The sequence below is a fragment of the Streptomyces sp. NPDC104381 genome (genome assembly GCF_055583745.1).
In genome coordinates, this window is record NZ_JBVJNK010000006.1 from 344,694 (window position 1) to 368,094 (window position 23,401).

Genomic DNA, 23,401 nt, shown 5'->3' on the forward strand with positions numbered 1-23,401 from the left:
CTGCCCCGGGAGGCCGCTCAGCGCCCCGCGACCGTGGACCGGAACGTCCGCCGGTAGACCGTGGGCGACACCCCCAGCGCGGCCTGCACATGCTGCCGCAGGGAGGTGGCCGTGCCGAACCCGGCGTCCCGCGCCACCTGGTCGACCGACAGATCCGTGGACTCCAGCAGCTGCCGCGCCCGCTCCACCCGCTGCTGGGCGAGCCACTGCCCCGGGCTGACGCCGACCTCCTCGCGGAAGCGGCGGGTGAAGGTGCGTACGCTCATCGACTCCTGGCGCGCCATGTCGCGCAGCAGGATGGGCTGTTCCAGCCGCCCGAGCGCCCAGGTCCGTGCGGCCGTCGTGGTGGCGAGCCCCGCCTCGGGCATCGGACGCCGGATGAACTGCGCCTGGCCGCCGTCGCGGTGCGGGGGTACGACGGTGCGGCGGGCGACGTCGTTGGCGACGGCGGTGCCGTGGTCGCGGCGCACGATGTGCAGGCAGAGGTCTATCCCTGCGGCCACACCGGCCGAGGTCAGCACGTCCCCGTCGTCGATGAACAGGACGTCCGGATCGACGCGGACCTCGGGGAAGAGCCGCTGGAAGTGTTCGGCCGAGGACCAGTGGGTGGTGGCGGGGCGCCCGTCCAGGAGCCCGGCCGCGGCGAGGACGTAACCGCCGGTGCAGATGGAGACCATGCGGGTCCCCTGCCCGATGTACGCGAACGCGGCGGCCAGTTCGTCCGTGAGCCTGCCCTCGTGGTGGACGGGGCCCAGCTCGTAGGAGGCCGGGACGACGACGGTGTCGGCGGTGGCGAGCGCCTCGGGTCCGTGCTCGACCATGATGCTGAAGTCGGCGTCGGTGCGGACCGGGCCGGGCGGGCGCACGGAGCAGGTCACCACCTCGTACAGCCTCGCGCCGTCGCCGGTGGGGTCCATGTCCCGTGCGAGACCGAAGATCCGCTGGGGGATGCCCAGTTCGAAGGGGATGACCCCGTCCAGGGCGAGCACCACGACACGTCGGCGCATCTGGCTCCTGCTCTCTCTCCCGCGAATTGTGTGTGACCGGTGACGGCCTGATAAACGTACCGGCCATGAACGAAAAGCCGGGCCTCCTCTCGACTGTTCCCCCGACCCTCACCGTCCGCGCGGCGGCCCTGGCCGCAGCGCTCGTGACCGTGGCGGCGGGCCTCGGGGTCCGCTCGGCGGCCGGCGGGGACGTGGCGAAGTACGCGGGCGACGCCCTCTACACCGTGCTGATCCACACCCTCGTGGTGCTGCTCGCGCCCCGGGTGCGGCCCCTGACGGCGGCGGGCGCCGCGCTGGCCTTCAGCTGGGCGGTGGAACTGGCCCAGCTCACGGGCGTACCGGCGGACCTCGCGCGGCGGAGCACCGTGGCCCGGCTGGTGCTCGGCTCGACGTTCAACGCCCCGGATCTCCTCTGGTACGCGGCGGGAGCGGCCCTGGCCTGGGCCGTCCACCGCGGTCTCCGGTCCGGGCCCCGGGGCGCACGCTCCTGAGCCCGGTGGCCCGATCCCTGCGAACGGTGTCCTCCGGGCCACTCGCCCGGGGGTGGCCCCCGGCCGGATGCTGAGCGGCGTGACCCAGACAACCGACAGCGCGGTGACCGAGCGCGCCCCACGCCGCCGCTCCCGTCCGCTGATACACCGCGCGTGGATCGTCGCCGCCGTCACCTTCGTGACGATCATCGGCGGCGCGGCCTTCAACTCCCTGCCGGGCCTGCTCATCGACCCCCTCAACGCGGAGTTCCGCTGGTCCCGGGGCGAGATCGGCCTCGCCGTCTCCCTCGACATGGCGCTGTACGGGCTGACGGCGCCGTTCGCCGCGGCGCTGATGGACCGCTTCGGCATCCGCCGGGTCGTGGCCGTCGCGCTCGCCGCCGTCGCGACCGGGGCGCTGGCGAGCGTCTGGATGACGGCGTCCTGGCAGCTGCTGCTCTACTGGGGCCTGCTCGTCGGCCTGGGCACCGGCTCGATGGCGCTGGCCTTCTCGGCGACGGTCACCAACCGCTGGTTCGTGGCCCGGCGCGGCCTGGTGACCGGGATCCTGACCGCCGCCGGGGCCTCCGGCCAGCTGGTCTTCCTCCCGCTCTGCGCCTGGATCGTCAAGGACCACGGCTGGCGTCCGGCCTCGGTGACCGTCGCTCTGGCGGCGCTCGTCGTGATCCCCTTCGTCCTGCTCCTGATGCGCGACCACCCGGCGGACGTGGGCCTGGCCCCGTACGGCGGCGCGTACGCGGAGAAGCCGGCACCCGTCACCGGCGCCGCGAAGCGCACCGTACGCGTGCTGTTCGAAGCGGCCCGCACGGGCCCCTTCTGGCTGCTGGCGGGCTCGTTCGCGATCTGCGGCGCCTCCACCAACGGCCTGATCCGCACCTACTTCGTGCCCTCGGCCCACGACCACGGCATGCAGATCACCGCGGCGGCCTCGCTGCTGGCCGTCATCGGCGTCTTCGACATCATCGGCACGATCTTCAGCGGCTGGCTCACGGACCGCTTCGACGCCCGCAGGCTGCTCGCCGTCTACTACGCGCTGCGCGGCGTCTCGCTGCTGTTCCTGCCCATGCTGATGGCCCCCACGGTCCACCCGCCGATGGTCTTCTTCATCGTCTTCTACGGACTCGACTGGGTCGCCACGGTCCCGCCGACCCTGGCCCTGTGCCGCGAGCAGTACGGCGAGGACAGCGCGATCGTCTTCGGCTGGGTCCTGGCCTCCCACCAGGTGGGGGCGGCCCTGGTGGCATTCCTCGGCGGGTTGGTACGGGACGTGACCGGCTCGTACGACCTGGTCTGGTACGCCGCGGGCGCCCTCTGCGCGACGGCGGCCCTGATGGCCCTGGTGATCCACCGCAAGGACGCCCCGGCCGTGCAGCCGGCCGGCTAGCCCTTCCTGGCCACCCGGCCGGCTATCTTCCGTGCGTCCAGCGCCATCTCGCGGAGCATCCCGCTGATCGGGTTGGTGAAGCCCGTGAAGTAGAGGCCCGGTGCTCCCTCCGGGGTGCGGGCGCCGTGCACCACCGGGCGGCCGCGCGGGTCCAGGACGCCGAGGTGGCCGACCAGGCCCTCCAGGGCGCGTTCGTAACCGGTGGCGGCGATCACGGTGTCCGGGGTGATCCGGGTGCCGTCGGCCAGGACCACGGCGTCGCCGTCGAGTGACTCGACCGCGGCCACGGGCACCACCCGGCCCTTCCTCACCGCGTCGATCAGCCCGACGTCCTGGACGGGGATCGCGCCCTCCTTCACCCGGGAGTACAGGCCCGTGTCGGGACGGGGGAGGCCCTGTTCCGCCAGGTCGGGGACCGAGACGCGGCACATCAGACGGCCCGCCCGGTCCACCAGGCGGACCGGCAGTCTGCGGACCAGGACGGCGGTCGCCTGGGCGGGCCATCCGGCCGTGGAGCGGCGCACGATGTGCGGGGTCGTGCGGACCGCTATCCGCACCCGGGAGGCGCCGCCCTCCACCAGGTCCACGGCGATCTCCGCCCCGGTGTTGCCGATGCCGACGACGAGGACGTCCTTGCCCTCGTACGGGGCCGGGCCACGGTACTCACCGGCGTGCAGCAGCTCGCCGGTGAACTCCTCGCGGCCGGGCCACGCGGGAACGCGCGGGGTGTGGTTGAAGCCGGTGGCCACCACCACCGCCCGGCCGGTGAGCACCCGGCCGCCGGTCGCGCTCAGCTGCCAGGCGGTGCCGTCCTCGGTCCGGTCGATCCGGGACACCTCGACGCCCGTCACCACTTCCAGCTCGTGGTGCTCGGCGTACTTCTCCAGGTAGCGCACCATGTCGTCGCGCGACACCCAGCGCCCGAAGCGGCGGGGCATCGCCAGCCCCGGCAGCGCCGACCAGCGCCGGGTCGTGTGCAGGTGCAGCCGGTCGTAGTGGCGGCGCCAGGAGGCCCCGACGCTGCCGGACTTCTCCAGGACCACCGCCCGTACGCCCTGTTCCCGCAGGGCCGCCGCGGCGGCGAGACCACCCGGGCCACCGCCGATCACGTAGACCGGCCGGCCGTCGGTGCGGTCGATGGAGGCGGGCAGGGCGGCGCCGGGGGCAGGGGTTGATTCGGGCATGCTTCGGAGCGTAATAGGACATGGACATGATGGGTTCCGGTCCGGGCGGGAATCGGTTGCGAAATGATCACGGGCCCGTGCGCGGGGTCCGGTCAGAGCCCGGGGGCGCCCCACACCGGGAACCAGCGCCCCAGGTCCTCCTCCACCCGGAGGTCGTCGCCGAGCACGGCCCGCACCTGGAGTTCCAGCTGGTTGTCGCGCTTCTCCCCGCCGCCCGGGGCCGGGGCGAACGGGTAGAAGGTGCCCCTCTTGTAGAGGTAGACCAGCGCCAGCGAGCGCCCCTCCGGATCCCGGAACCCGATCATCGAGCAGAGCAGATGCGGGCCGAAGCCGCCGTCCTGGAGCAGGGTGTTGACCGCGTGCAGGTCGTTGACCAGGGCGGCCGTGCCGTCGACACCGGGCTCCTGCCGGGCGAGCAGCCAGGTGTAGCCGTAGGAGTCCCTGCTGAACTCGACCGGGATCCCGCCCCGCCCGGTGTCCGCGTCGAGCAGCTCCCGGACGTCCTGCTGGATCCGGGCGAACGTGCCGCCCTCCACCCCCGCGAAGCACACCGAGCCGAGGCCGGTCGGCGCGAAACCGGTGCCGGCCTGGAGGGTGAGCGCGGCGGACGGCACGGCGAAGAGCTGGTCGAGGTCGGGGCGGACCGGTTTGCTGCGCCCCAGGATGCTGTCGATCAGGCCCACGGAGGCTCCTTACGGGTGGGACAGGCCGGCGGAGATGCGGGCCAGCTGGTCCAGACGCTGTTCGAGGGTCGGATGGGAGGAGAGCAGCCGGCCCAGGCTCTCCTTGGCGGCGAACGCGGGCACGAAGTAGAACGCGTTGTACGGCTCCGCCTTCCGCAGGTCCTCCGTCGGGATCCTGGCCATCTGTCCGCTCACCTTGGTGAGGGCGGAGGCGAGCGCCGAGGGCCGACCGGTGAGCAGGGCGGCCGTGCGGTCGGCGGAGAGCTCGCGGTAGCGGGAGAGCAGCCGGGTCAGCAGGAAGCTGAGGGCGTACACCACCGCGCTGATCAGCGGGATGAGCATGATGATGATGCCCGCGGGGTCGTTGCCCCGGCTGTTGCGGGCGAAGCCGCCCCACAGGGCGACGCGGGTGATGATGCCCGCCAGGACGCCCAGGAACGACGCGATCGTCATCACGGCCACGTCGCGGTGCGCGACGTGCGACATCTCGTGGGCCAGGACGCCTTCGAGCTCCTCGGGCTCCAGTCTGCGCAGCAGCCCGGTCGTGGCGCAGACCAGGGCGGTCTTCTCGCTGCGGCCGGTCGCGAAGGCGTTCGGCACGTCGCTCCGCGCGATGGCCACCCGGGGTTTGGGCATGTCGGCGAGGGCGCAGATCCGGTCGATCGCACCGTGCAGCTCCGGCGCCTCCTGCGGGGTGACCTCCCGGGCGCCCATGACGTACGCGGCGATGCGGTCGCTGAACCAGAACTGGGCGATGAACAGACCGCCCACGGCGACCAGGATCACCGGCCAGGCGCCGCGCAGGACGGCCAGCAGTACGCCCACGAGGACCACGTACAGCAGGCCGATGAAGAACATCGTGCTCACCATGCGGGTGGTCAGTCCCCGGTCGGGGGCGTAACGGGAACGCGTTCGTGCCATGGGTGCCTCCAGCCCTCACCTGACTCCCATAGTGCTCCTTTCCCGGATAAACCGGAGGTGAGGGCTCAGGGCCTCTCGTCTGGATCTTGCCGGGCTCGCGGAGTCCGGCCTGATCCAAACGAAAGGCCCTAGGGCCAGAGGAGCTCGCGGGTCCAGCCGGCGCCGTCCCTGCGGTAGCGCAGCCGCACGTGCCGGCGCCGCTCGTCGCCCTGGAAGAACTCCACCTCCCGGGGTTCGACCACATAGCGCGTCCAGGTCTCGGCCTCGGTGTCCGGCTCCTTCCGGGCGCGCTCCCAGGCCGCCTCGGAGGCCCGTACGAGGTCCTCGTGCGCCGGGAGCACCTCGCTCTGCGACCCGGTCAGGGCGGCGGCCAGCGCCCCGGTGGACCTGGCCCGCAGATCGGCCCGGCTCTCCTCCCGGGTCGCGGGGGCGGCGTCGCCCCGTACGCGCACCTGGCGGCCCTGGGCGGGCCAGTAGAAGCCGAGCGCCGCGTGCGGGCGGGCGGCGAGCTGGCGGCCCTTCGCGCTGGTGGCGTGCGTGGCGAAGTGCCAGCCGCGCTCGTCCGCGTCGTGCAGCATCAGCGTGCGCACATCGGGCCGGCCCTCCGCGTCCGCCGTCGCCAGGGTCATGGTGTGGGGCTCGGTCTGCCCGGCGGCCACCGCCTCGGCGAACCAGGTGTGGAAGAGGGGCAGGGGAGCGGCGGGGGTGGCGGACGGGTCGAAGCGGGGGAGGGGCACGTCCCAGACGCGCTGGGCGTGGAGCAGGTCGCGGAAGTCCTTCTGTGCATCGCTCATGGCCCCATTCCACAGCGTTCCGCGCCGGCGCGGAAACGCCGACGGCGGACCACAGGGGTGGTCCGCCGTCGGTGAGACAGGACGTGGGGGCCGCGGAGGGGCGCGGCGCCCGGCGCGTGCGGGGAGTCTCCGGCCCGGGCCTACCTGACCGGCTTCTTGCCGGTGATGCCCAGGTGGACCAACAGGGCGAGGTTCGGCCGGATTTCGGCCTGCTTCACGCCCCAGGTGGTGAAGCCCTTCTGGTGCGAGGCGACCCCCGCCAGCATGACGACCAGGGAGCCTGCCACCGCTCCCGGACTGACGTCCTTGTCGACCCTGCCCTTGGACTGGAGCTCCTTGACCGCGTCCGTAAGGGAGTTGGTGACGGAGCTCAGGACCTTCATGCGGATCTTGTAGAACCGCTTGTCGCCCTCGGCCGCGCCGAGATCGACGACGCGGAGGATCGCGTCATGTCGTCGCCAGAAGTCGAGGAATCCGTCGACGAGTTCTTCGGAGGCCTGCCAGCCGGCCTTGCCGACCCAGGAGCGGCCGCCGACCAGTTCGGTCAGTCCGGCACCTTCCTTGGCCATTTCCTCGGCGAGTTCGAGAACGGCGCCCTCGACGTCGGGGAAATACTGGTAGAAAGTCGCGGGTGAAGTCCCCGCCTTCCGTGCGACGTCGATGACTTTGACGTCCCGGTACGGCGAGGAGCTGAGCATCTCGCTGAGGCAGTCGAGCAGCTTCTGCCGCGTCGCCTGACCTCGCCGACCAGCCACGCGGCCGTCGACGGTGCGTACTTGTCCTGTCATGCCGTCAGCTTACCGAGGGGTGATCCGAGCGCGATCTGACCGACTGCAAATGGGGAACGCCCCAGTGCGGGCGGGGTGAACAGCGCAATTCCCGACACGGTGCGATCGGATTTCGATCCGTTTCCGCGCGGGCGTGCGCGTTTATGGAATTGCGCTTCTCCCGGTGCCTCAGGGGCTCCGATGCGATGGTGTTATCAACAGCCTGTGGATAACTTCGGTGGACAACTCCGGTCCACGTGGGTCATGGAACCTTCACGATTCGGGCAAAGGTTCTATTCGACCCGCTCGGGGCGCGCCGGAAGGTCCCCGACGTTACGTTGAGTGTGACGGGCGTCACGGCTGCCCTCGCGAGCGCGCCGTGCACGCACCCCGACCCACTGCGACGGAAGGACCCGGGCCATGGCCGTATTCGCACAGTCCGCGCCGTGCTGGGTGGATGTGCAGCTCTCCGACCTGGAGGCCGGCAAGCGCTTCTACGGCGGGCTCTTCGGCTGGACCTTCCACGCGGAGGACGGCATGCCGTTCGCGGACGCGTACAGCGAAGGCGAGCTGGTGGCGGCACTCGCGGCCAAGCAGGACGGCCGTATGCCCACGACCTGGGGCGTCTACTTCTCCACCGACGACATCCGCGCCACCGTCGCGCTGATCCGTGAGGCGGGCGGCCAGGTGATCACCGATCCCGTACGGGCCGGCGCGGCCGGGGTCCTCGCTCAGGCGGCCGACCCCGGCGGCGCGGTCTTCGGCCTCTGGCAGGCGGGGGAACGCGCGGGATTCGAGAAGCAGAACGCACCGGGCTCCTTCTGCTGGACCGAGGTCTACACCCGGCAGCCCGCACGCGTGGACGCGTTCTACGAGGAGGTCTTCGGGTTCGGGGGCACCGACATCGACCTGCCCGGCGCGGAGGAGGGGGTTACGGAGCCGTTCCGGACCTGGTCCCCCGCCGGGACCGAGCCCGGTGAGGACACCGCGGTCGGCGGGCGCGCGGTCCTCACGGACGCGTTCCCCGCGATGCTGCCCAGCTACTTCCTCAGCTACTTCGCGGTCACCGACTGCGAGAACGCCGCCGACACCGCCGTACGCCTCGGTGGCCGGATCACGGCCCCTCCGCAGGACATCCCGTACGGGCGGATGGCGGTCCTCCAGGACGACCAGGGTGCGGCTTTCGCCGTCCTCCAGCCGACCGAGCTGCTCCCGTAGGCATCCCGGAGCCTTTCCGGAGGTGTCCTGAAAGGGATGGAGTGCCACACAACACTCCGTTCCGCCCCCGGGTTCGCCACCGGGCCCCGAGCCAGGAAGAATCAGGGTGCGCACCGCCAAGTGGTGCCCACTGGTGAGACGCTGCACAGGGCGGGATTTCGCGGGCTTCTGTTCCTGAGGTCCGTACGGGGAGGTGGCAGGCAAGTGGAGCAGCTGACGCAGCATGACCCGAGGCGGATCGGCCCGTTCGAGGTGCTGGGACGGCTCGGGGCCGGCGGCATGGGGCTGGTCTATCTGGCGCGGTCGGCGTCGGGCCGACGGGTGGCGATCAAGACGGTCCGTACGGAACTGGCCGAGGACCAGCTGTTCCGGGTCCGCTTCACACGTGAGGTGGAGGCCGCCCGCGCGGTCAGCGGGTTCTACACGGCCGCCGTGGTCGACGCCGACCCGAGGGCGGCCGTCCCTTGGCTCGCCACCGCCTACGTCCCCGCTCCCTCCCTCGAGGAGATAGTGAATGAGTGCGGGCCGATGCCGACCCAGGCCGTGCGCTGGCTGGCCGCCGGGATCGCGGAGGCCCTCCAGTCGATCCACGGGGCGGGGCTCGTCCACCGCGACCTGAAGCCGTCCAACGTCCTGGTGGTCGAGGACGGCCCTCGGGTGATCGACTTCGGTATCGCGTCCGGGGTCTCCAACACCCGGCTGACCATGACGAACGTCGCGGTGGGCACCCCCGCGTACATGTCCCCGGAGCAGGCCCGCGACTCGCGCAGCGTGACGGGCGCCAGCGATGTGTTCTCGCTCGGCTCCACCCTCGTCTTCGCCGCGACGGGCCACGCGCCCTTCCACGGGGCGAATCCGGTCGAGACGGTGTTCATGCTGCTGCGGGAGGGGCCTGACACCGAGGGGCTGCCCGACGATCTGCGGCCGCTCATCGAGTCCTGCATGCAGATGGACGCCTCCCGGCGGCCCACCCCCGCCGACCTCCAGTCCCAGCTGGCCCCGCACCTCTTCGCCTCCGGCAGCGACGACAGCGGCACGGCCTCGGCCTGGCTGCCGACCGTCGCGACCGCGATGATCGAGCAGCGCCGCGGCGGTGGCCGCGCCGTCGCCGTCGCGCCCCCCGTGGCCGTACCGCCGCCCCCGCAGCAGCCGCCGCCCGGCGCCGGGTACGGGGCGTGGCGCGGCGGAGGCGACCTGCGGACCGCACCGGCGCCCGCCCCGGTGTCGGCGCCCGCCCCCGACGGCGGTCCCGTGCAGCTGCCCGGCGCCAAGGTGCCGATCGGCCCCGGGCCGCGCCCCGTGGACGTACGGGGGCCCGCGGCCGCGCACGCCGACCCGGCCACCGGCTGGGTGCGCGCGCCCGGCGGTCACACCTCGGCGGCCCCGGCCGCTCCGGTGCCCGCCCCCGCGCAGCCCCCCGAGGCGGCGCCGGACCGCTGGCGGCCGTGGCGGTTCCGTATGTCGAACGACGTGTGGGGCACGCCCGTCGTGGTGGGCGATCTGCTGTACGTGACGTCCTTCGAGGTCCACGCCCTGGACGTGGGCAACGGGCGCCGCCAGTTCAAGACCCGCGACGTGGCCTGGTCGATGGCCGTCGACGGCGGCCGGATCCACGCCTCGGACGGCCCGTCGCTGTACGCGCTGGACGCGGCGACCGGCGCCGAGCGGTGGCGGCTCCAGACCGACGCCTGGGTGTACGCCCTCAAGGCCGACCGGGGCACCGTCCTGACCGGGACCAGGGGCGGCGGCGTACAGGCGTGGGAGGCGTCCAGCGGCGAGAAGCTGTGGGAGACCTCCGGGGTCCAGACGGACTTCGAGACGCCGGAGGCCGGGCCCGTCATCCACGAGGGCACGGTCTACCTGTGGCAGGACGCCCGGCTGCGGGCCGTCGACGCGCGCACCGGCACGGAACGCTGGTCGTACCCCGTCGGCGACGCCGCCTCCTGCGGAGGGGTCCCGGTCCGGATCACCCCCGCGCCCGACGGCTTCGTGTACGTCGCCGCGGGCACCCGGGTGCTGGCCGTGGACGCCGTCTCCGGCCGGGTGCGCTGGCACTTCGAGTCCCCGGCCGTCTTCCTCTCGCCACCCGCCTTCGCCCCGGGGCCCGCGGTCACCGGCGGCGGGGTGTACCTCGCGGACTACCTGGGCACCGTGTACGCCCTGGACGCCTCCACCGGCAAGGACCGCTGGCGGATCGCCACGGAGGCCCGGCAGTCCATCGAACCCGTGCTGGTCACGGCGGGCAACGTGCACGTCGGCAGCGGCAGCGCGCTGTACACCCTGGACGCGGTGACCGGGACGCCGAAGTGGCGGTTCGCGGCCGGCGGCGAGGTGGTCGGCGCACCGGTGGTCGCCGACGGCCGGGTCCACTTCGGTTCGGCGGACCACGTGCTGTACACCCTGGACGCGGCGGGCGGCCAGCTCCGCTGGAAGCTGGCCACGGGCGGCGAGATCACCGGCTCCCCGGTGGCGCAGGCGGGCGTCGTGTACGCGTGCAGCAAGGACCGCTGCGTGTACGCCCTGGACGCGCTGAAGGGGACCGGCACGGGCAACAGGGCCCGGGCCTGACGGCTCAGGGGTGGGGCGGGTTGTACCGCCCCTGGCCCCGCTGCTCCCCTTCGTCGGGGTACGGGCCCTCCTGGTACCGGCCCTCCGGGTGCTGCACCGGGTACGGGGCGGTGTCCTCGTCGGCGGGGGCCGCCCGGTGCCGGCCCGGCCCGGTGTACGGGTCCCTCTCGGGCTCCGGCGCCGGAGAGGTCTGTGCGGCCGGGCCCGGCTCCTGGGTGGGCGGCCAGGTGTCCGGGCGGTCGTCCGGCGGTACGGGATAGGGATCGGCGGTGTACCCCGACCGCGCCGCCCGCTTCCGCCGTCCCGACATCAGCAGCGCGCCCAGCAGGAGCAGGAGACCGCCCGCCAGCGCCTGCGCCACGCCCCAGCCCAGTCCGTTCCCGTCACCGTCGACCGTCAGGTTCCCGGCCTCCTGGCCCTGCCGGACCATCCACAGCACGGTGAAGCCGATGACGATCAGCCCGGCCAGGACCACCACCCAGCGCAGCCGGAGGACGACCCCCACGAGCGTCACCAGCGCGGCGAACAGGAAGGGCAGCAGGATCGAGCCCATCACGGACGACGAGACACCGCTGATGCCGCCGAACAGGTCCTGGATGCGGTAGTCCCGCCCGGGACGGCCGTCGAACCAGCTGTGGAAGGGGCTCTGCACGGCCGCCGCCGCCCCCACGAGCGCGACGACGGAGCCGAGGACATTGCGGATCATCGACAGCCTCCCGGGCCAAGGCGCACGGCTGTGCGCGCCGCTCCCCGGACCGACGCTACGCCCGGCCGATCCGGCCTGCCATCGGAGACCATGACGAGACCGTGACAGGGCCATGACCGGACTGCCCGTGAGCGCCCGGGATGCTGTGCGTTACGGTGTCGCGCGGCCGCGCGGCGGCCGGGAGGTCGACTACAGCAAGGGGGGCTGCATCGATGATGCGGCGACAGATGAGGTTCGCGGCCGTACTGGTCGTGGTGGTGCTCGCGCTCACCGGATTCTCCACGTCGAGCAGCGGCGGGAAGAGCAAGAGCCGCAGCGGCAAGAGCAGCAGCTCGGGCGGCGGCTGCTCCAACTCGAAGAAGAGCAACGGCAGCTACCACCACTACGACGACGATGACGATGACTACGACAGCTCGTCCGGCTCCTCCGGCGGCTCCACGTACGAGTCGGCCACCCCCGCGGCGTCCGCCTCCGAGTCGCCCGCCCTGCGCGTGATCCGGTGCGCGGCGCCCAAGAAGGGAAAGCGCAGGGCGACGACGGCCTCGTCGGTCGAGATCCGCTCGACCGCGGCGGCCACGCACACGTACGAGGTGGACGTGACGTTCGTCGACGCGAAGGGCCTGACCGTCGACACGGGGGAGACCGAGATCGATGTCGACGGCGGCGGTACGGAGATCATCTCCGTGGCGATGGACAGCCCGCGCCTGGTCTCCCGTGTGAAGCGCTGCCTGGTCACGGCGGAGCTGCGCTACTGACGCCGACGCCGGTATGGTGTCCGGTATGGCAACCAAGAAGTACACGGTCACGCTGCCGGAGGAGCTCGCGGAGGAGATCCGGAGCGAGGTGGGTCCGGGCGCGTTCAGCGCGTATGTCACGCACGCCATAGAACGCCAGCGTGAACAGGACCGGCTGGGCGAGCTGGTGGCGTGGATGCAGGAGAAGGACGGTCCCCTCACCGAGGAGGAGCAGGCGGCGGCCTCGGCGGAGCTCCGTGAGATCGAGCGGTGGTTCGAGGAGCGGCAGCCCGGGGCGCACGGCGGGGCGACGGCGGCATGACACCTGAACTGTGTCTTGTGCTGGACTGTGAAGCTCTGTCGCGTGCCGTGTCCCGAGAACGAGTCATGACGGGGATTCTCACCAAGGCACACCAGGTGGGGAGCCGCGTGGCGACCAGCTCCATGACTCTCATCGAGGCGTACCACGGCAAGGTCCGTCGCTCGGAGTGGAACTGGGTGATGTCCCGCATCGTCGTGGAGCCGGTCACCAAGGACGTCGCCGACGAGGCGATCGGCCTGCTGAGCGGGACCGGCCTTCACGGCCACAAGTACGCCATCGACGCGGCGCTCGCGGTCATCGCGGGACGGCAGCGCGGGCGGGTGGCGGTGTTCACCTCGGACGAGGACGACATGCGGAAACTGTGCCGGCCGGAGGTGCAGGTCCGGTCGTTGTGACCGGGAGCGCGGACAGGGCCCGAGCCGGTCGGCTCGGGCCCTGCGTGTGCGCGGACGACTCGCGGCCGCGGCGGCTCCCCCTCCGCGCCGCCGCGGCCGCTCCCCGTGCGGTGAGGTCTACTTGGCCGGCTCGCTGGTGGCGTGCGCGTCCTGGGTGGTGATCTCCTCGCCGGTCGCGTGCGCGTCCGTCGGCTTGAGCGGCGAGCCGGTGGCGTGGGCGTCCTGGGTGGTGATCTCCTCGCCGGTGGCGTGCGCGTCTGCGGGCTTGAGGATGTCGCTCTTGTCGGCCATGAAGTTCAACTCCTGAAAAGGTGGTGACTGATGGGGAGCCCGCCCGGCGGTTCCCCCGTGGATCGCCGGGCGGGCCTCCTGGGGCCGATCACCCTAACGGTGAGGCCACTCGCCGATCCGTCTGCCCCCCGACGCGACGGATCGATGAGTAGAGAGTGCCGTCAGGCGATAAACGATTGATGAACGCCTGTCAGGAGGCCCTGGCGACGGGGGCCGGGGCCAGGAGTTCACGTACGGACGCCGCCTCGGGGGAGCCCAGTTCGTCGAAGATCGAGAGCGCCTCCTCCCAGCAGACCTGGGCGCGGTCGGTCTGGCCGACGCCCGCGAGCCCGCGGCCCAGTGTGGTGAGTACGTTCGCCCGCCGCCACTCGCCACCGATGCCGCGCAGGATCGCCAGCGCCTGCTCGGCGTGCGACGCCGCGTGGGCGGGCTGACGGATGGCGAGGTGCAGTTCGGCCAGCCGGAACAGCGTCATGCCGTGCCAGAGCTGCTGCCGGCTGTCGCGGAATATCGACATGGCCTCGTTCAGCGCCTCCTGTGCGGAGGTGGTCCGCCCGGTACCGGTGAGCGCCAGCCCCAGGGCGTACTTCCCGTTGGCGAGGCGCAGGGCCAGGCCGGAGGTGTCCGCCTCGTAGATGCCCACGCCCTGCTGGGCGAGGTCCACGGCGCTCGCCGTCCTCCCCGTGGCCAGATGGACTCGGGAGAGGTTGCACAGGGCGGAGGCCTCGCCGGGCTTGTTGCCGTCCGCGCGGAAGGCGGCCAACGCCTCGCTCAGGTGGTTCTCGGCGTCGGCGTGCCGGTTCTCGTACAGGGCGATGATCCCCCGTTGGTTGGGGACCTGGCCGAGGGAGACCGGGTCGTCGGCCAGCCGGCCGAGCTCCAGCGCCCGCCGGGCCTCGGTCTCGGCCTCCGCGAAACGTCCGGAGACGCTGAGGGCGTGCGTCAGCATCGTCCGCGCCCGGCCCTCGGCCTGTGCGTCGCCCGCCGCCCTCGCCGCGTCGCTCACGGCCTTCGCCGCGGTGGCGAACTGGTGGGAGTTCGCACCGGATTCGCCCAGGTCCACCATGGCCATCAGGAGGTCGGCGGCGCGCCGGGGCATACCGGTCCCGGCGGACTGGGCCACGCACGCCAGCAGCCCGCTGGACTCCGAGAAGAGCCAGTCCAGCGCGGTCTCCCGTACCTGGAACGTGAGACCGGGGTACCCGGTGTGCGAGAAGTGGTCGAGCACCCGCTCCCCGGGCCGCTCCAGCGCGTACACCCCCGCCGCCGTGGCCAGGTAGAAGTCCAGCAGGCGCGAGAGCGCCAGCTCCCGTTCCACCGGGGGCTGTTCGTCGCGTTCCGCGCAGGCACGCGCGTAGAGGCGCACCAGGTCGTGATAGCGGTAGCGGCCCGGGGCCGCGGACTCCAGGAGGCTGGTGTCGACCAGGGTCTCCAGGAGGTCCTCCGCCGTGTGGGGGTCCAGGTTCAGCAGGGCGGCCGCCGCGGCGAGGGAGATGTCCGGGCCGTCCGCCAGGCCCAGGAGGCGGAAGGCGCGGGCCTGGGCCGGCTCCAGCTGGCCGTAGCCGAGCTCGAAGGTGGCCTTCACCGCGAGGTCGCCGGCCTGGAGTTCGTCGAGGCGGCGGCGCTCGTCGGCGAGCTTCGCCGCCAGCACGGAGACCGTCCAGGTGCGGCGGGACGCCAGCCGGGAGGCGGCGATGCGGATGGCCAGCGGCAGGAAGCCGCACGCGGCCACCACGTCCAGGGCCGCCTCGCGCTCGGAGCGGACGCGTTCGTCGCCGACGATGCGGGTGAAGAGCTGCAGGGCCTCCTCGGGCGACATCACGTCCAGGTCCACCAGGTGCGCGCCGGCCAGGTCGACCATGCGGACGCGGCTGGTGACCAGGGCCGCACAGCCCTCCGTGCCGGGGAGCAGGGGCCGGATCTGGGCCGCGTCATGGGCGTTGTCGAGCAGGACCAGGACGCGGCGGCCGTCGAGGGCGGAGCGGTAGAGCGCCGCCCGCTCGTCCAGCGAGTCGGGGATCGCGGAGTCCGGTGTGCCCAGGGCGCGCAGGAAGGCACCGAGCACGGTCTCCGGTTCGGCGGCCCGCGCGCCCGCGCCCTGGAGGTCGACGTACAGCTGGCCGTCCGGGAAGTGCGGGCGGGCCCGGTGGGCAACGTGCACGGCGAGGGTGGTCTTGCCGACGCCGCCGATGCCGGCCAGCGCGGAGACCGCCATCACGGAACCCTCGGCGGTCGAGAGCCGGTCGCTCAGCTCCCGTACGAACGCGGAGCGGCCCGTGAAGTCCGGGACGGTGGCCGGGAGCTGGGCCGGGCGCAGCGGCGCGGAGGCGGGGGCCGGCTCGTCGGCGGGGCGGGCCAGCTCCTCGTCGGCCCGCAGGATCCGCTGCTGGAGCTGGGCCAGCTCGGGGCGCGGGTCGACGCCCAGCTCCTCCGCGAGCAGGCGGCGGGTGTCGGCGTACACCGCGAGGGCCTCGGCCTGCCGGCCGCTGCGGTACAGCGCGATCATCAGCAGCTCGCGCAGCCGTTCGCGCAGGGGGTGCGCCGCGGTGAGCGCGGTGAGTTCGGAGACCGCCTCCGCGTGGCAGCCGACCTCCAGGTCCAGGTCGAGCCGGGTCTCGGTGAGCTGGAGGCGCCACTCCTCCAGGCTGGTGCGCTGGTTCTCCGTGTACGGGCCGGGGAGGGAGGCCAGCGCCTCACCGTCCCAGAGGCCCAGCAGCTTGTTGATCAGGGTGCGCGCCTGGCAGCGGTCGCCGCCGGCCCGGGCCTTCTCCGCCTCGGCGGCCAGGTCCTGAGCGAGCGTCAGGTCCAGGGCCTCGCGCGGGATCCGCACGGCGTAGCCCCCGGACTCGCTGACCAGGGTGTCCTGCCCGAGGATCTTGCGGAGCCTGGAGGCGTACGTCCGTACCGTCGCCAGCGCCTGGGACGGCGGGTCCTCGCCCCAGAGGGCGTCGATGAGTTCGGCCGCGGTGGCCGTGCGGCCGTCCCGCAGGAGCAGGGCCGCCAGCAGGGCCCGTTGCTGCGGGGAGCCGGAGGGCAGGGGCTCGCTGCCGCGCCAGGCGCGTACGGGGCCGAGCACGGTGAAGCGCAGTTCGGCGCCGGCCGCCGGTTCCCGCGGAGCGCGTTGCTCCGGAACGCGCACGCCAGGTCCGTTGTCGCGGTCCATGATGCCCCCTGTCCTGCTCGCCCCGCCGGTGCCGGTGCCGCTGCGCCCGGTACCGCTGGTGTCGCGCTCAACAGTCTGCCTTGTTATGGGCGGGCTCGTCAGCATCGGGTGACGCTCTGCACAGGCCCTCGACAAGGTTGGGGGGAGAGGGCCGCGCGGCCCCCGGGGAGAAGGGCCGGGAAAGGCAGGAGCCCCGCTCCTCCGCCGAAGCGGGGGAGCGGGGCTCCTTGGGTACTGCTCACTCGGCCGCGATCGGCCGACCCGGGCAACTAGGCCGGGGTGACGTTCTCAGCCTGCGGGCCCTTGGGTCCCTGAGTGACGTCGAAGTTCACGACCTGGTTCTCCTCGAGGGAGCGGAACCCGGACGCGTTGATCGCGGAGTAGTGGACGAAGACATCCGGGCCGCCGCCGTCCTGGGCGATGAAGCCGAAGCCCTTTTCAGCGTTGAACCACTTGACGGTTCCGGTAGCCATAAAGCCCTCCTTGGGCCAAAGGGTTGCCCTGCTCCAGAACCTGCAAACAAGTCTGAAAACTACAAAAGCCTGCGGGTTACATGCTCCGCAGGCTCTGTACTGCAAGGGAAACCAAACTGCAACTTGCGGGCGAGCCTAGCACGCAGTGTGCGGGGAGCGGTAGAGGGAAAGATCGCTTCACCCGGATGTTTGATTGAGCCGCCGGAGCGCTGACGTACATGGCCCGCGTCGCACTCGGGCCACCCACTCGGGGCGCCCCCGATGGTGCCGGCCGACGCGGGCAGGTCTAGCCTCGCGATGTGGACAATTCAACCGTCTCTCCTGTGGAAGGCGACGACCGTCGCATCAGGCCGCGCGTCGGCCACATCCAGTTCCTGAACTGCCTCCCCCTCTACTGGGGCCTGGCGCGGACCGGGACACTGCTCGACCTGGAGCTCTCGAAGGACACCCCGGAGAGACTCAGCGAGCAGCTGGTCAGGGGGGATCTCGACATCGGTCCCGTGACCCTGGTCGAGTTCCTGCGCAACGCCGACGACCTGGTCGCCCTCCCCGACATCGCCGTCGGCTGCGACGGGCCGGTCATGTCGTGCGTGATCGTCTCCCAGCTCCCGCTGGAGCAGCTGGACGGGGCCCGGGTGGCCCTGGGCTCGACCTCGCGCACCTCCGTGCGGCTGGCCCAGCTGCTGCTCGCCGAGCGCTACGGCGTCACCCCCGACTACTACACCTGCCCGCCGGACCTCGGCCTGATGATGCAGGAGGCCGACGCGGCCGTCCTCATCGGCGACGCCGCCCTGCGCGCGAACCTGCACGACGCCCCCAGGCTCGGCCTGCAGGTCCACGACCTGGGCCAGATGTGGAAGGAGTGGACGGGGCTGCCGTTCGTCTTCGCGGTCTGGGCGGCGCGCAAGGACTATCTGGCCTCGCACCCCGAGTACGTGGAGAAGGTCCACGAGGCGTTCCTGGCCTCCCGCGACCTCTCTCTGGAGGAGGTCACCAAGGTGGCCGAGCAGGCCGCGCGCTGGGAGGCGTTCGACGCGGAGGTGCTGGAGCGCTACTTCACCACCCTGGACTTCCGCTTCGGCCCGGACCAGCTGGCGGGTGTGCGCGAGTTCGCCCGGCGGACCGGCCCGACGACCGGCTTCCCGGCGGATGTGAACGTCGAACTGCTCGGAGGCTGACACCACCGGCGTACGGGAATGGTGCGGGAGAGAGAAGGCGAATCCCGCACCTTCCCCGTACCTTCCCGTCCCCTTCCGGGGCCTCACTTCACCGGGCCGCTTTCCCCTGATGCGCGGTCGCGGTATTCCGTTCCCTCGAATGGGGACGAATGCCGGGAGTTCTGTCCCGGAGTGCCCGGAGCGCCTCTCCCCGCAGTGCCTCTCCGGAGCCTCGCGGACGAATAGCGGATGGCTCCCGGAACGCCTTCCGGTTTCCTCCCGGTGAACCCCGGCCGTGCGGACGGACGACGTATTCACGCCTTTCCGTGTGGCGAAATCCCTGCTTCGTGCCCATAGGGGCGATATCGGAGGAAGGGGTCTCCGTGACCGTGCGACCCGCGCCGCCTAGGCTGCCGTCCGAGTCCCGGGGACCACAGGGGGAGACCGCATGCAGCCGCTGGAAGCCGGCGAACCGCACACCATCGGCGCCTACCGGCTGCTCGGCAGGCTCGGTGCCGGCGGGATGGGCCGGGTCTACCTGGGCCGCAGCGCGGGCGGACGCACCGTCGCGGTCAAGGTCGTGCACCCCCACTTCGCCCTGGACGAGCAGTTCCGCGCGCGGTTCCGCCGCGAGGTGGACGCCGCGCGGCGGCTGGGCGCGCAGTGGACCGCCCCGGTCCTGGACGCCGACCCCGACGCGGCCGTGCCGTGGGTCGCGACCGGTTACGTCGCCGGGCCGCCGCTCTCCGACGCGGTCACCCGCCACGGCCCGCTGCCCGAGTACGCGGTACGGACCCTGGGGGCCGGGCTCGGCGAGGCGCTCGACGCCGTACACGCGCACGGTCTGATCCACCGGGACGTGAAGCCGTCCAACGTCCTGCTCGCCCTCGACGGCCCCCGGCTGATCGACTTCGGCATCGCCCGGGCGCTGGGCGCCACCGTCTCGCTCACCTCCACCGGTGTCTCCGTCGGCTCCCCGGGCTACATGGCGCCGGAACAGATCCGCGGCCTGGACATCTCCGGAGCCGCAGACGTCTTCTCGCTCGGTGCGGTCCTCGCCTACGCCGCGACCGGCCTCGCGCCCTTCCCGGGCGACTCCTCCGCCGTACTCCTCTACAAGGTGGTGCACGAGGAGCCCGAACTCGGCGATCTGGAGGGCGATCTGCGGGAGCTGGTCGCCGCGTGCCTCGCCAAGGACCCCGCCGGCCGGCCCGCCCCCGTCGAGATCGCCCGCAGGCTCGCGCCCGGCGGGGCCGCCGCGCTCGTGGCACCGGGCTGGCTGCCCGGCCCGCTGGTGCGGGAGGTCAGCCGCTCGGCGGTGGCCCTGCTGGACCTGGAACCGCAGGACGCCCCGGTGCAGTCGGGGCCGGTGCCGTTCAGCAGCGCTTCCCTGGGCGGCGCGGCCCCCGGCGCCTTCGGTCCGCCCCTGCCGCCCCGGCCCTCCGGACCGCCCGCCCCGACGTCCGGATCCCCGGCCGGCCCGGGCACCCCCGGAGAGGCCGGCCCGGGCACCCCCGGAAAGCCCGGCCCCGGCGCCCGGCTCGCCGTCACCATGGACACCGGTCCGCGACCCGGCGCCCGCCGGGGCCGGCGGATCAGCTGCACGGTCGCCCTGGCCGTCGCCGGCGCGCTCGCCGCGGTGACCGTGGGCGCCGCGACCCTGGGGGACCTGTTCACCGGCGACGACAACGGCCACGGCAACGACGCGGCGTCCGGACGGACGCAGAGCCCGTCGGACGCCGCCTCGGAGCCCCCCGCGGCCTCCGTACCGGTGAGCGCGCTGCCCCGGGCCTTCGCCGGTACGTGGAAGGGGGCCGCCACCGAACGCAGCGGACTCTCGCACGGCACGGTCACCGCCGTGTTCACCGAGGGCGCCGAGGGCGAGGACGTGGTCCGGCTGACCCACCGGCTCGACGCGCTCGGGACGAGCGTCGTCTGCAAGGGCGTCGGCAAGCTCGTCTCCGGCACGGCGAAGGAGGTGAAGATCCGCGAGCGCACCGACCCGGACCACACCGACAGCGCCCTGTGCACCGGCGGCGACGCCGACCTCGTCTTCACCCTCACGGGGTCCGGCACCCTCCGCTACCAGTCCTACGAGGAGGCGGCGGGCAACCCGAAGGGCACGCTCAGCCGGTCCGGCGGCTGACCCCCGCAGGGCCTGGCGTACGCTGGATCGGTCCGTAGATCCGTTGAAAAACCGCCGAAAGGTGACAGCCCGGTGACCGAGAAGGCCGACCTCCAGCCCATCCTCGACCGAGCCGCCGAAGGCGGCCGGATCACCCCGGAAGAGGCCCTCGACCTGTACCGGTCGGCACCGCTGCACGCCCTGGGATCCGCGGCCGACGCCGTACGCCGCCGCCGCTACGCCGGCACCGAGCACATCGCGACGTACATCATCGAGCGCAACATCAACTACACCAACGTGTGCGTCACGGCCTGCAAGTTCTGCGCCTTCTACGCGCCCCCGAAGGACACCGCCAAGGGCTGGTCCCGCGACCTCGACGACATCCTGCGCCGCTGCGAGGAGACCGTCGAGCTCGGCGGCACCCAGATCATGTTCCAGGGCGGACACCACCCGGACTACGGCGTCGAGTACTACGAGGAGCACTTCTCCGCGATCAAGAAGGCGTTCCCGCAGCTGGTCATCCACTCGCTGGGCGCCTCCGAGATCGAGCACATGGCCCGGATCTCCAAGGTCTCCGCCGAGGAGGCCATCAGCCGGATCCACGCCGCCGGCCTCGACTCCTTCGCCGGCGCCGGCGCCGAACTGCTGCCCGCCCGGCCGCGTACGGCGATCGCCCCGCTCAAGGAGTCCGGCGAGCGCTGGCTGGAGATCATGGAGATCGCGCACGGCCTCGGCGTGGAGTCCACCTCCACCATGCTGATGGGCACCGGCGAGACCAACGCCGAGCGCATCGAGCACCTGCGGATGATCCGCGACGTCCAGGACCGCACGGGCGGCTTCCGCGCCTTCATCCCGTACACCTACCAGCCGGAGAACAACAAGCTGAAGGGACAGACGCAGGCCACGCTCTTCGAGTACCTGCGGATGATCGCCATCGCCCGGCTCTTCCTCGACAACGTCGCCCACATCCAGGGCTCCTGGCTGACCACCGGCAAGGAGGTCGGCCAGCTGTCCCTGCACTACGGCGCCGACGACCTCGGCTCGATCATGCTGGAGGAGAACGTCGTCTCGTCGGCCGGTGCCAAGCACCGCTCCAACCGGCTGGAGATCATCGACCTGATCCGCAAGGCGGGCCGCGTCCCCGCCCAGCGCGCCACAACCTACGAGCACCTGGTCGTCCACGACGACCCGGCCAACGACCCGGTCGACGAGCGGGTCGTCTCGCACATCTCCTCCACCGCGATCGACGGCGGCACCGCGCACCCGGAGCTGAAGCTCCTCAACGCCAACTGAGCCGTCCGTGCTGACCGTTCACGCCGCGCCGCTGGTCCTGCCGGTCGGCGCGGCGGCCGTCGAGGGCGGGGCCGTCGCCGTCGACGGCGACCGGATCGTGGCCCTCGGACCGTACGACGAGGTGACGGCCGCGCACCCCGCGGCCCGGGTGCGGCGGTGGCCGGGCGTCCTCACCCCGGGCCTGCGCCAGTGGGACGGTGTGCCGCTGCTGACCCGCTGCTACCACCCCGACCCGCGCGAGGCCGACGAGCTCGGCGAACAGCCCCTGGCCGGGGCGGACTTCGAGCGGCTGGCCGGCCGGATGGACGAGACCCGGCGGGCCGGCAGCGTACGCCGCGGACTGCAGCGCATGCTGCGCCACGGCACCACCCATGTCGCGGGCCCGTTCGACGACCGTGCCGTACGCACCGCCGTGGCCCGCTCGGGGCTCACGGCGGTCGCCGGGCCCCCCGGCGGGCTCCTGGACGCGCCGGACCTCGACCCGTTCGTCCACGGCGGTGACCTGCCGGGTTCCGTGCACGGCCCGCTCGCCGTCGGCGGACGCGCCGACCTCGCGGTCTTCGACGTACCCGACGAGGCGGCGCTGACCGGGGCGGGCGCCGGGGCCTGTGTCGCCACGGTGCTCGGCGGGCGGCTGGTCCACCGGAGGCGGTGAGCGCGGCCCGGCGGGCCCGTTCCGTCTACGGCACGGAGGGGCCGCCCAGGTAGCGGCCCTTGTCGTCGTACGGCCAGGCGTTGGAGACGCAGCCCTTGAGCCCCTTGATCTGCTGCATCATCGCGGGGGCCGGCCTGCCCGCGCCGGGGCAGGTCTCGTGGCCGTGCCCGAGCCAGTGGCCCACCTCATGATTGATGATCAGGGCGCGGTACTCGGTCGCCGGACCGTCGAACGTGGGTGAACCCAGCTGCCAGCGGGCCAGGTTGACCATGACGTTCTTCCCGCCCCGGCAGTTCACCTCGCCCCCGGTGTTCAGCCCGTACCGCCCGCAGAGCCGGTCGGTGGTCTTCGGCGTCCCTATCCTGATCACCAGCCCGGCCGAGTCGTCGCCGACCTGACGGAAGGTGCGGGCCCCGCCCTTGCCCCAGCCCCGCGGGTCGCCGAGGATCTCCGCCACGTCCTCGGCGGCGCTGTCGGGGTCCACGCCGATGCCGTCCTCCACCTCCACGCGGTAGCGGCTGCCGCCGCCGGAGGAGACGCCCTCACGGGCCACGGTGAAGGTGCCCGGGCCCGACTGCGGTACGGAGTCCGGGTCGACGGGCTCCTCGGTGTCCGCCGGGGCCTCGGCGGACACCGACGCCTCGGGGGAGGCCGAGGCCTTCGGTGCGGCCGCCTCAGGAGAGGCCCGGGCCGGAGCGGGCGAGGAGGCAGCCCGGTCGGCCGCGACCGCCGCGCCGTCGTCCTGCCACGGCGGTCCGATCCGCAGGAACGCCACCACGGCCGCCACCGCGACCACCGCACCCCCGGTGAGGACCGCGCGCCGCCGGAGCAGCTGTCTTCGGCGTGCCACGGAACGTCTCCGGGACCGTGTGCGCGAGGGACCCGAACGCGCGGCGGGCCTCCCTGCCGTCCGGCGGGGGCCGGTCGTGTTCCGTGTTCGATGTGTGTCGTCACTGTGCATGTTCCGGTGAGTATCCGTGGTCGTGGTGTGGCCGTCCAGGACGGATGATCTTCCGCCCCGCCCGGGGTCGCCGGGTGGGCACCGCGACGGAAACCCCTTTCTCCTCGCC

22 protein-coding genes are annotated in these 23,401 nt (G+C 72.7%); 11 read left to right on the plus strand and 11 right to left on the minus strand.

Features of this window, described 5'->3' with window-relative positions; all coding sequences use genetic code 11:
* Positions 1 to 17 precede the first annotated feature (17 nt).
* Positions 18 to 1,007, minus strand: a complete 990-nt coding sequence (locus ACZ607_RS22700; protein ID WP_469737243.1) for a GlxA family transcriptional regulator — start codon at positions 1,005 to 1,007, stop codon at positions 18 to 20.
* Positions 1,008 to 1,072: 65 nt separating this feature from the next.
* Here ACZ607_RS22700 and ACZ607_RS22705 point away from each other — a divergent pair, with 65 nt between their 5' ends.
* Positions 1,073 to 1,498, plus strand: a complete 426-nt coding sequence (locus ACZ607_RS22705; RefSeq protein ID WP_469737245.1) for a ribosomal maturation YjgA family protein — start codon at positions 1,073 to 1,075, stop codon at positions 1,496 to 1,498.
* 67 nt (positions 1,499 to 1,565) lie between these two features.
* Positions 1,566 to 2,882 carry an MFS transporter gene (locus ACZ607_RS22710; RefSeq protein ID WP_469737247.1) on the plus strand — a complete coding sequence of 439 codons (1,317 nt, stop codon included), beginning with the start codon at positions 1,566 to 1,568 and terminating at the stop codon, positions 2,880 to 2,882.
* Here ACZ607_RS22710 and ACZ607_RS22715 read toward each other — a convergent pair.
* From ACZ607_RS22715 to ACZ607_RS22735, 5 genes are all read right to left on the minus strand, one after another.
* Positions 2,879 to 4,066, minus strand: a complete 1,188-nt coding sequence (locus tag ACZ607_RS22715; protein ID WP_469737249.1) for a flavin-containing monooxygenase — start codon at positions 4,064 to 4,066, stop codon at positions 2,879 to 2,881. The genes ACZ607_RS22710 and ACZ607_RS22715 overlap by 4 nt on opposite strands.
* A 92-nt stretch (positions 4,067 to 4,158) precedes the next feature.
* On the minus strand, positions 4,159 to 4,749 hold the full coding sequence (gene pspAB, locus ACZ607_RS22720) for a PspA-associated protein PspAB (protein WP_469737251.1): 591 nt from the start codon (positions 4,747 to 4,749) through the stop codon (positions 4,159 to 4,161).
* A 9-nt stretch (positions 4,750 to 4,758) separates the two neighbouring features.
* Positions 4,759 to 5,670, minus strand: coding sequence for a zinc metalloprotease HtpX (gene htpX / locus ACZ607_RS22725; RefSeq protein WP_469737253.1), 912 nt, complete (start codon positions 5,668 to 5,670; stop codon positions 4,759 to 4,761).
* Positions 5,671 to 5,798: 128 nt separating this feature from the next.
* Entirely contained in the window at positions 5,799 to 6,464 is a 666-nt protein-coding gene (locus tag ACZ607_RS22730; protein WP_469737255.1) for a pyridoxine/pyridoxamine 5'-phosphate oxidase, read from the minus strand.
* Positions 6,465 to 6,604: 140 nt separating this feature from the next.
* Positions 6,605 to 7,252, minus strand: a complete 648-nt coding sequence (locus ACZ607_RS22735; protein WP_099173951.1) for a TetR family transcriptional regulator — start codon at positions 7,250 to 7,252, stop codon at positions 6,605 to 6,607.
* Between the two features lie 399 nt (positions 7,253 to 7,651).
* Here ACZ607_RS22735 and ACZ607_RS22740 point away from each other — a divergent pair, with 399 nt between their 5' ends.
* Entirely contained in the window at positions 7,652 to 8,449 is a 798-nt protein-coding gene (locus ACZ607_RS22740) for a VOC family protein (RefSeq protein WP_469737258.1), read from the plus strand.
* A gap of 204 nt (positions 8,450 to 8,653) precedes the next feature.
* Positions 8,654 to 11,017 (plus strand): protein serine/threonine kinase AfsK, encoded by a 2,364-nt coding sequence (afsK, locus tag ACZ607_RS22745; RefSeq protein WP_469737260.1) that lies wholly within the window; start codon positions 8,654 to 8,656, stop codon positions 11,015 to 11,017.
* Between the two features lie 4 nt (positions 11,018 to 11,021).
* On the opposite strand, the gene ACZ607_RS22750 is transcribed toward afsK, so the two are convergent.
* Entirely contained in the window at positions 11,022 to 11,723 is a 702-nt protein-coding gene (locus tag ACZ607_RS22750) for a hypothetical protein (protein ID WP_469737262.1), read from the minus strand.
* A 212-nt stretch (positions 11,724 to 11,935) separates the two neighbouring features.
* Here ACZ607_RS22750 and ACZ607_RS22755 point away from each other — a divergent pair, with 212 nt between their 5' ends.
* From ACZ607_RS22755 to ACZ607_RS22765, 3 genes are read left to right on the plus strand one after another with little or no spacing between them, the layout of a single operon-like run.
* On the plus strand, positions 11,936 to 12,478 hold the full coding sequence (locus tag ACZ607_RS22755; protein WP_469737264.1) for a hypothetical protein: 543 nt from the start codon (positions 11,936 to 11,938) through the stop codon (positions 12,476 to 12,478).
* A gap of 25 nt (positions 12,479 to 12,503) precedes the next feature.
* On the plus strand, positions 12,504 to 12,779 hold the full coding sequence (locus tag ACZ607_RS22760) for a hypothetical protein (protein WP_469737266.1): 276 nt from the start codon (positions 12,504 to 12,506) through the stop codon (positions 12,777 to 12,779).
* Positions 12,776 to 13,174 (plus strand): hypothetical protein, encoded by a 399-nt coding sequence (locus ACZ607_RS22765; protein ID WP_469737268.1) that lies wholly within the window; start codon positions 12,776 to 12,778, stop codon positions 13,172 to 13,174. The genes ACZ607_RS22760 and ACZ607_RS22765 overlap by 4 nt, the downstream gene beginning before the upstream one ends.
* A 117-nt stretch (positions 13,175 to 13,291) precedes the next feature.
* Here ACZ607_RS22765 and ACZ607_RS22770 read toward each other — a convergent pair whose 3' ends face one another.
* The 3 genes from ACZ607_RS22770 to ACZ607_RS22780 form a co-directional block, all read right to left on the minus strand.
* Positions 13,292 to 13,465, minus strand: coding sequence for a hypothetical protein (locus tag ACZ607_RS22770; protein WP_164493613.1), 174 nt, complete (start codon positions 13,463 to 13,465; stop codon positions 13,292 to 13,294).
* A gap of 190 nt (positions 13,466 to 13,655) precedes the next feature.
* Positions 13,656 to 16,628 carry an SARP-family global regulator AfsR gene (gene afsR / locus ACZ607_RS22775; RefSeq protein ID WP_469737270.1) on the minus strand — a complete coding sequence of 991 codons (2,973 nt, stop codon included), beginning with the start codon at positions 16,626 to 16,628 and terminating at the stop codon, positions 13,656 to 13,658.
* 269 nt (positions 16,629 to 16,897) lie between these two features.
* Entirely contained in the window at positions 16,898 to 17,101 is a 204-nt protein-coding gene (locus tag ACZ607_RS22780) for a cold-shock protein (RefSeq protein ID WP_003967102.1), read from the minus strand.
* A 299-nt stretch (positions 17,102 to 17,400) separates the two neighbouring features.
* On the opposite strand from ACZ607_RS22780, the gene ACZ607_RS22785 reads away from it, so the two are divergent.
* The 4 genes from ACZ607_RS22785 to ACZ607_RS22800 all read left to right on the plus strand — a co-directional run bounded on the left by ACZ607_RS22785 (position 17,401) and on the right by ACZ607_RS22800 (position 22,331).
* A complete protein-coding gene (locus ACZ607_RS22785) occupies positions 17,401 to 18,279 on the plus strand; it encodes a menaquinone biosynthetic enzyme MqnA/MqnD family protein (RefSeq protein WP_469737272.1) in 879 nt (292 codons plus the stop codon).
* Between the two features lie 427 nt (positions 18,280 to 18,706).
* Positions 18,707 to 20,404 (plus strand): serine/threonine-protein kinase, encoded by a 1,698-nt coding sequence (locus tag ACZ607_RS22790; RefSeq protein ID WP_469737274.1) that lies wholly within the window; start codon positions 18,707 to 18,709, stop codon positions 20,402 to 20,404.
* Positions 20,405 to 20,476: 72 nt separating this feature from the next.
* Positions 20,477 to 21,676, plus strand: a complete 1,200-nt coding sequence (gene mqnC / locus ACZ607_RS22795) for a cyclic dehypoxanthinyl futalosine synthase (protein ID WP_469737276.1) — start codon at positions 20,477 to 20,479, stop codon at positions 21,674 to 21,676.
* 7 nt (positions 21,677 to 21,683) lie between these two features.
* A complete protein-coding gene (locus ACZ607_RS22800) occupies positions 21,684 to 22,331 on the plus strand; it encodes an imidazolonepropionase-like domain-containing protein (protein WP_469737278.1) in 648 nt (215 codons plus the stop codon).
* A gap of 25 nt (positions 22,332 to 22,356) precedes the next feature.
* Here the strand turns inward: ACZ607_RS22800 and ACZ607_RS22805 are convergent, their stop codons facing one another.
* Positions 22,357 to 23,292 carry a DUF3152 domain-containing protein gene (locus ACZ607_RS22805; RefSeq protein WP_469737280.1) on the minus strand — a complete coding sequence of 312 codons (936 nt, stop codon included), beginning with the start codon at positions 23,290 to 23,292 and terminating at the stop codon, positions 22,357 to 22,359.
* Positions 23,293 to 23,401: the final 109 nt, after the last annotated feature.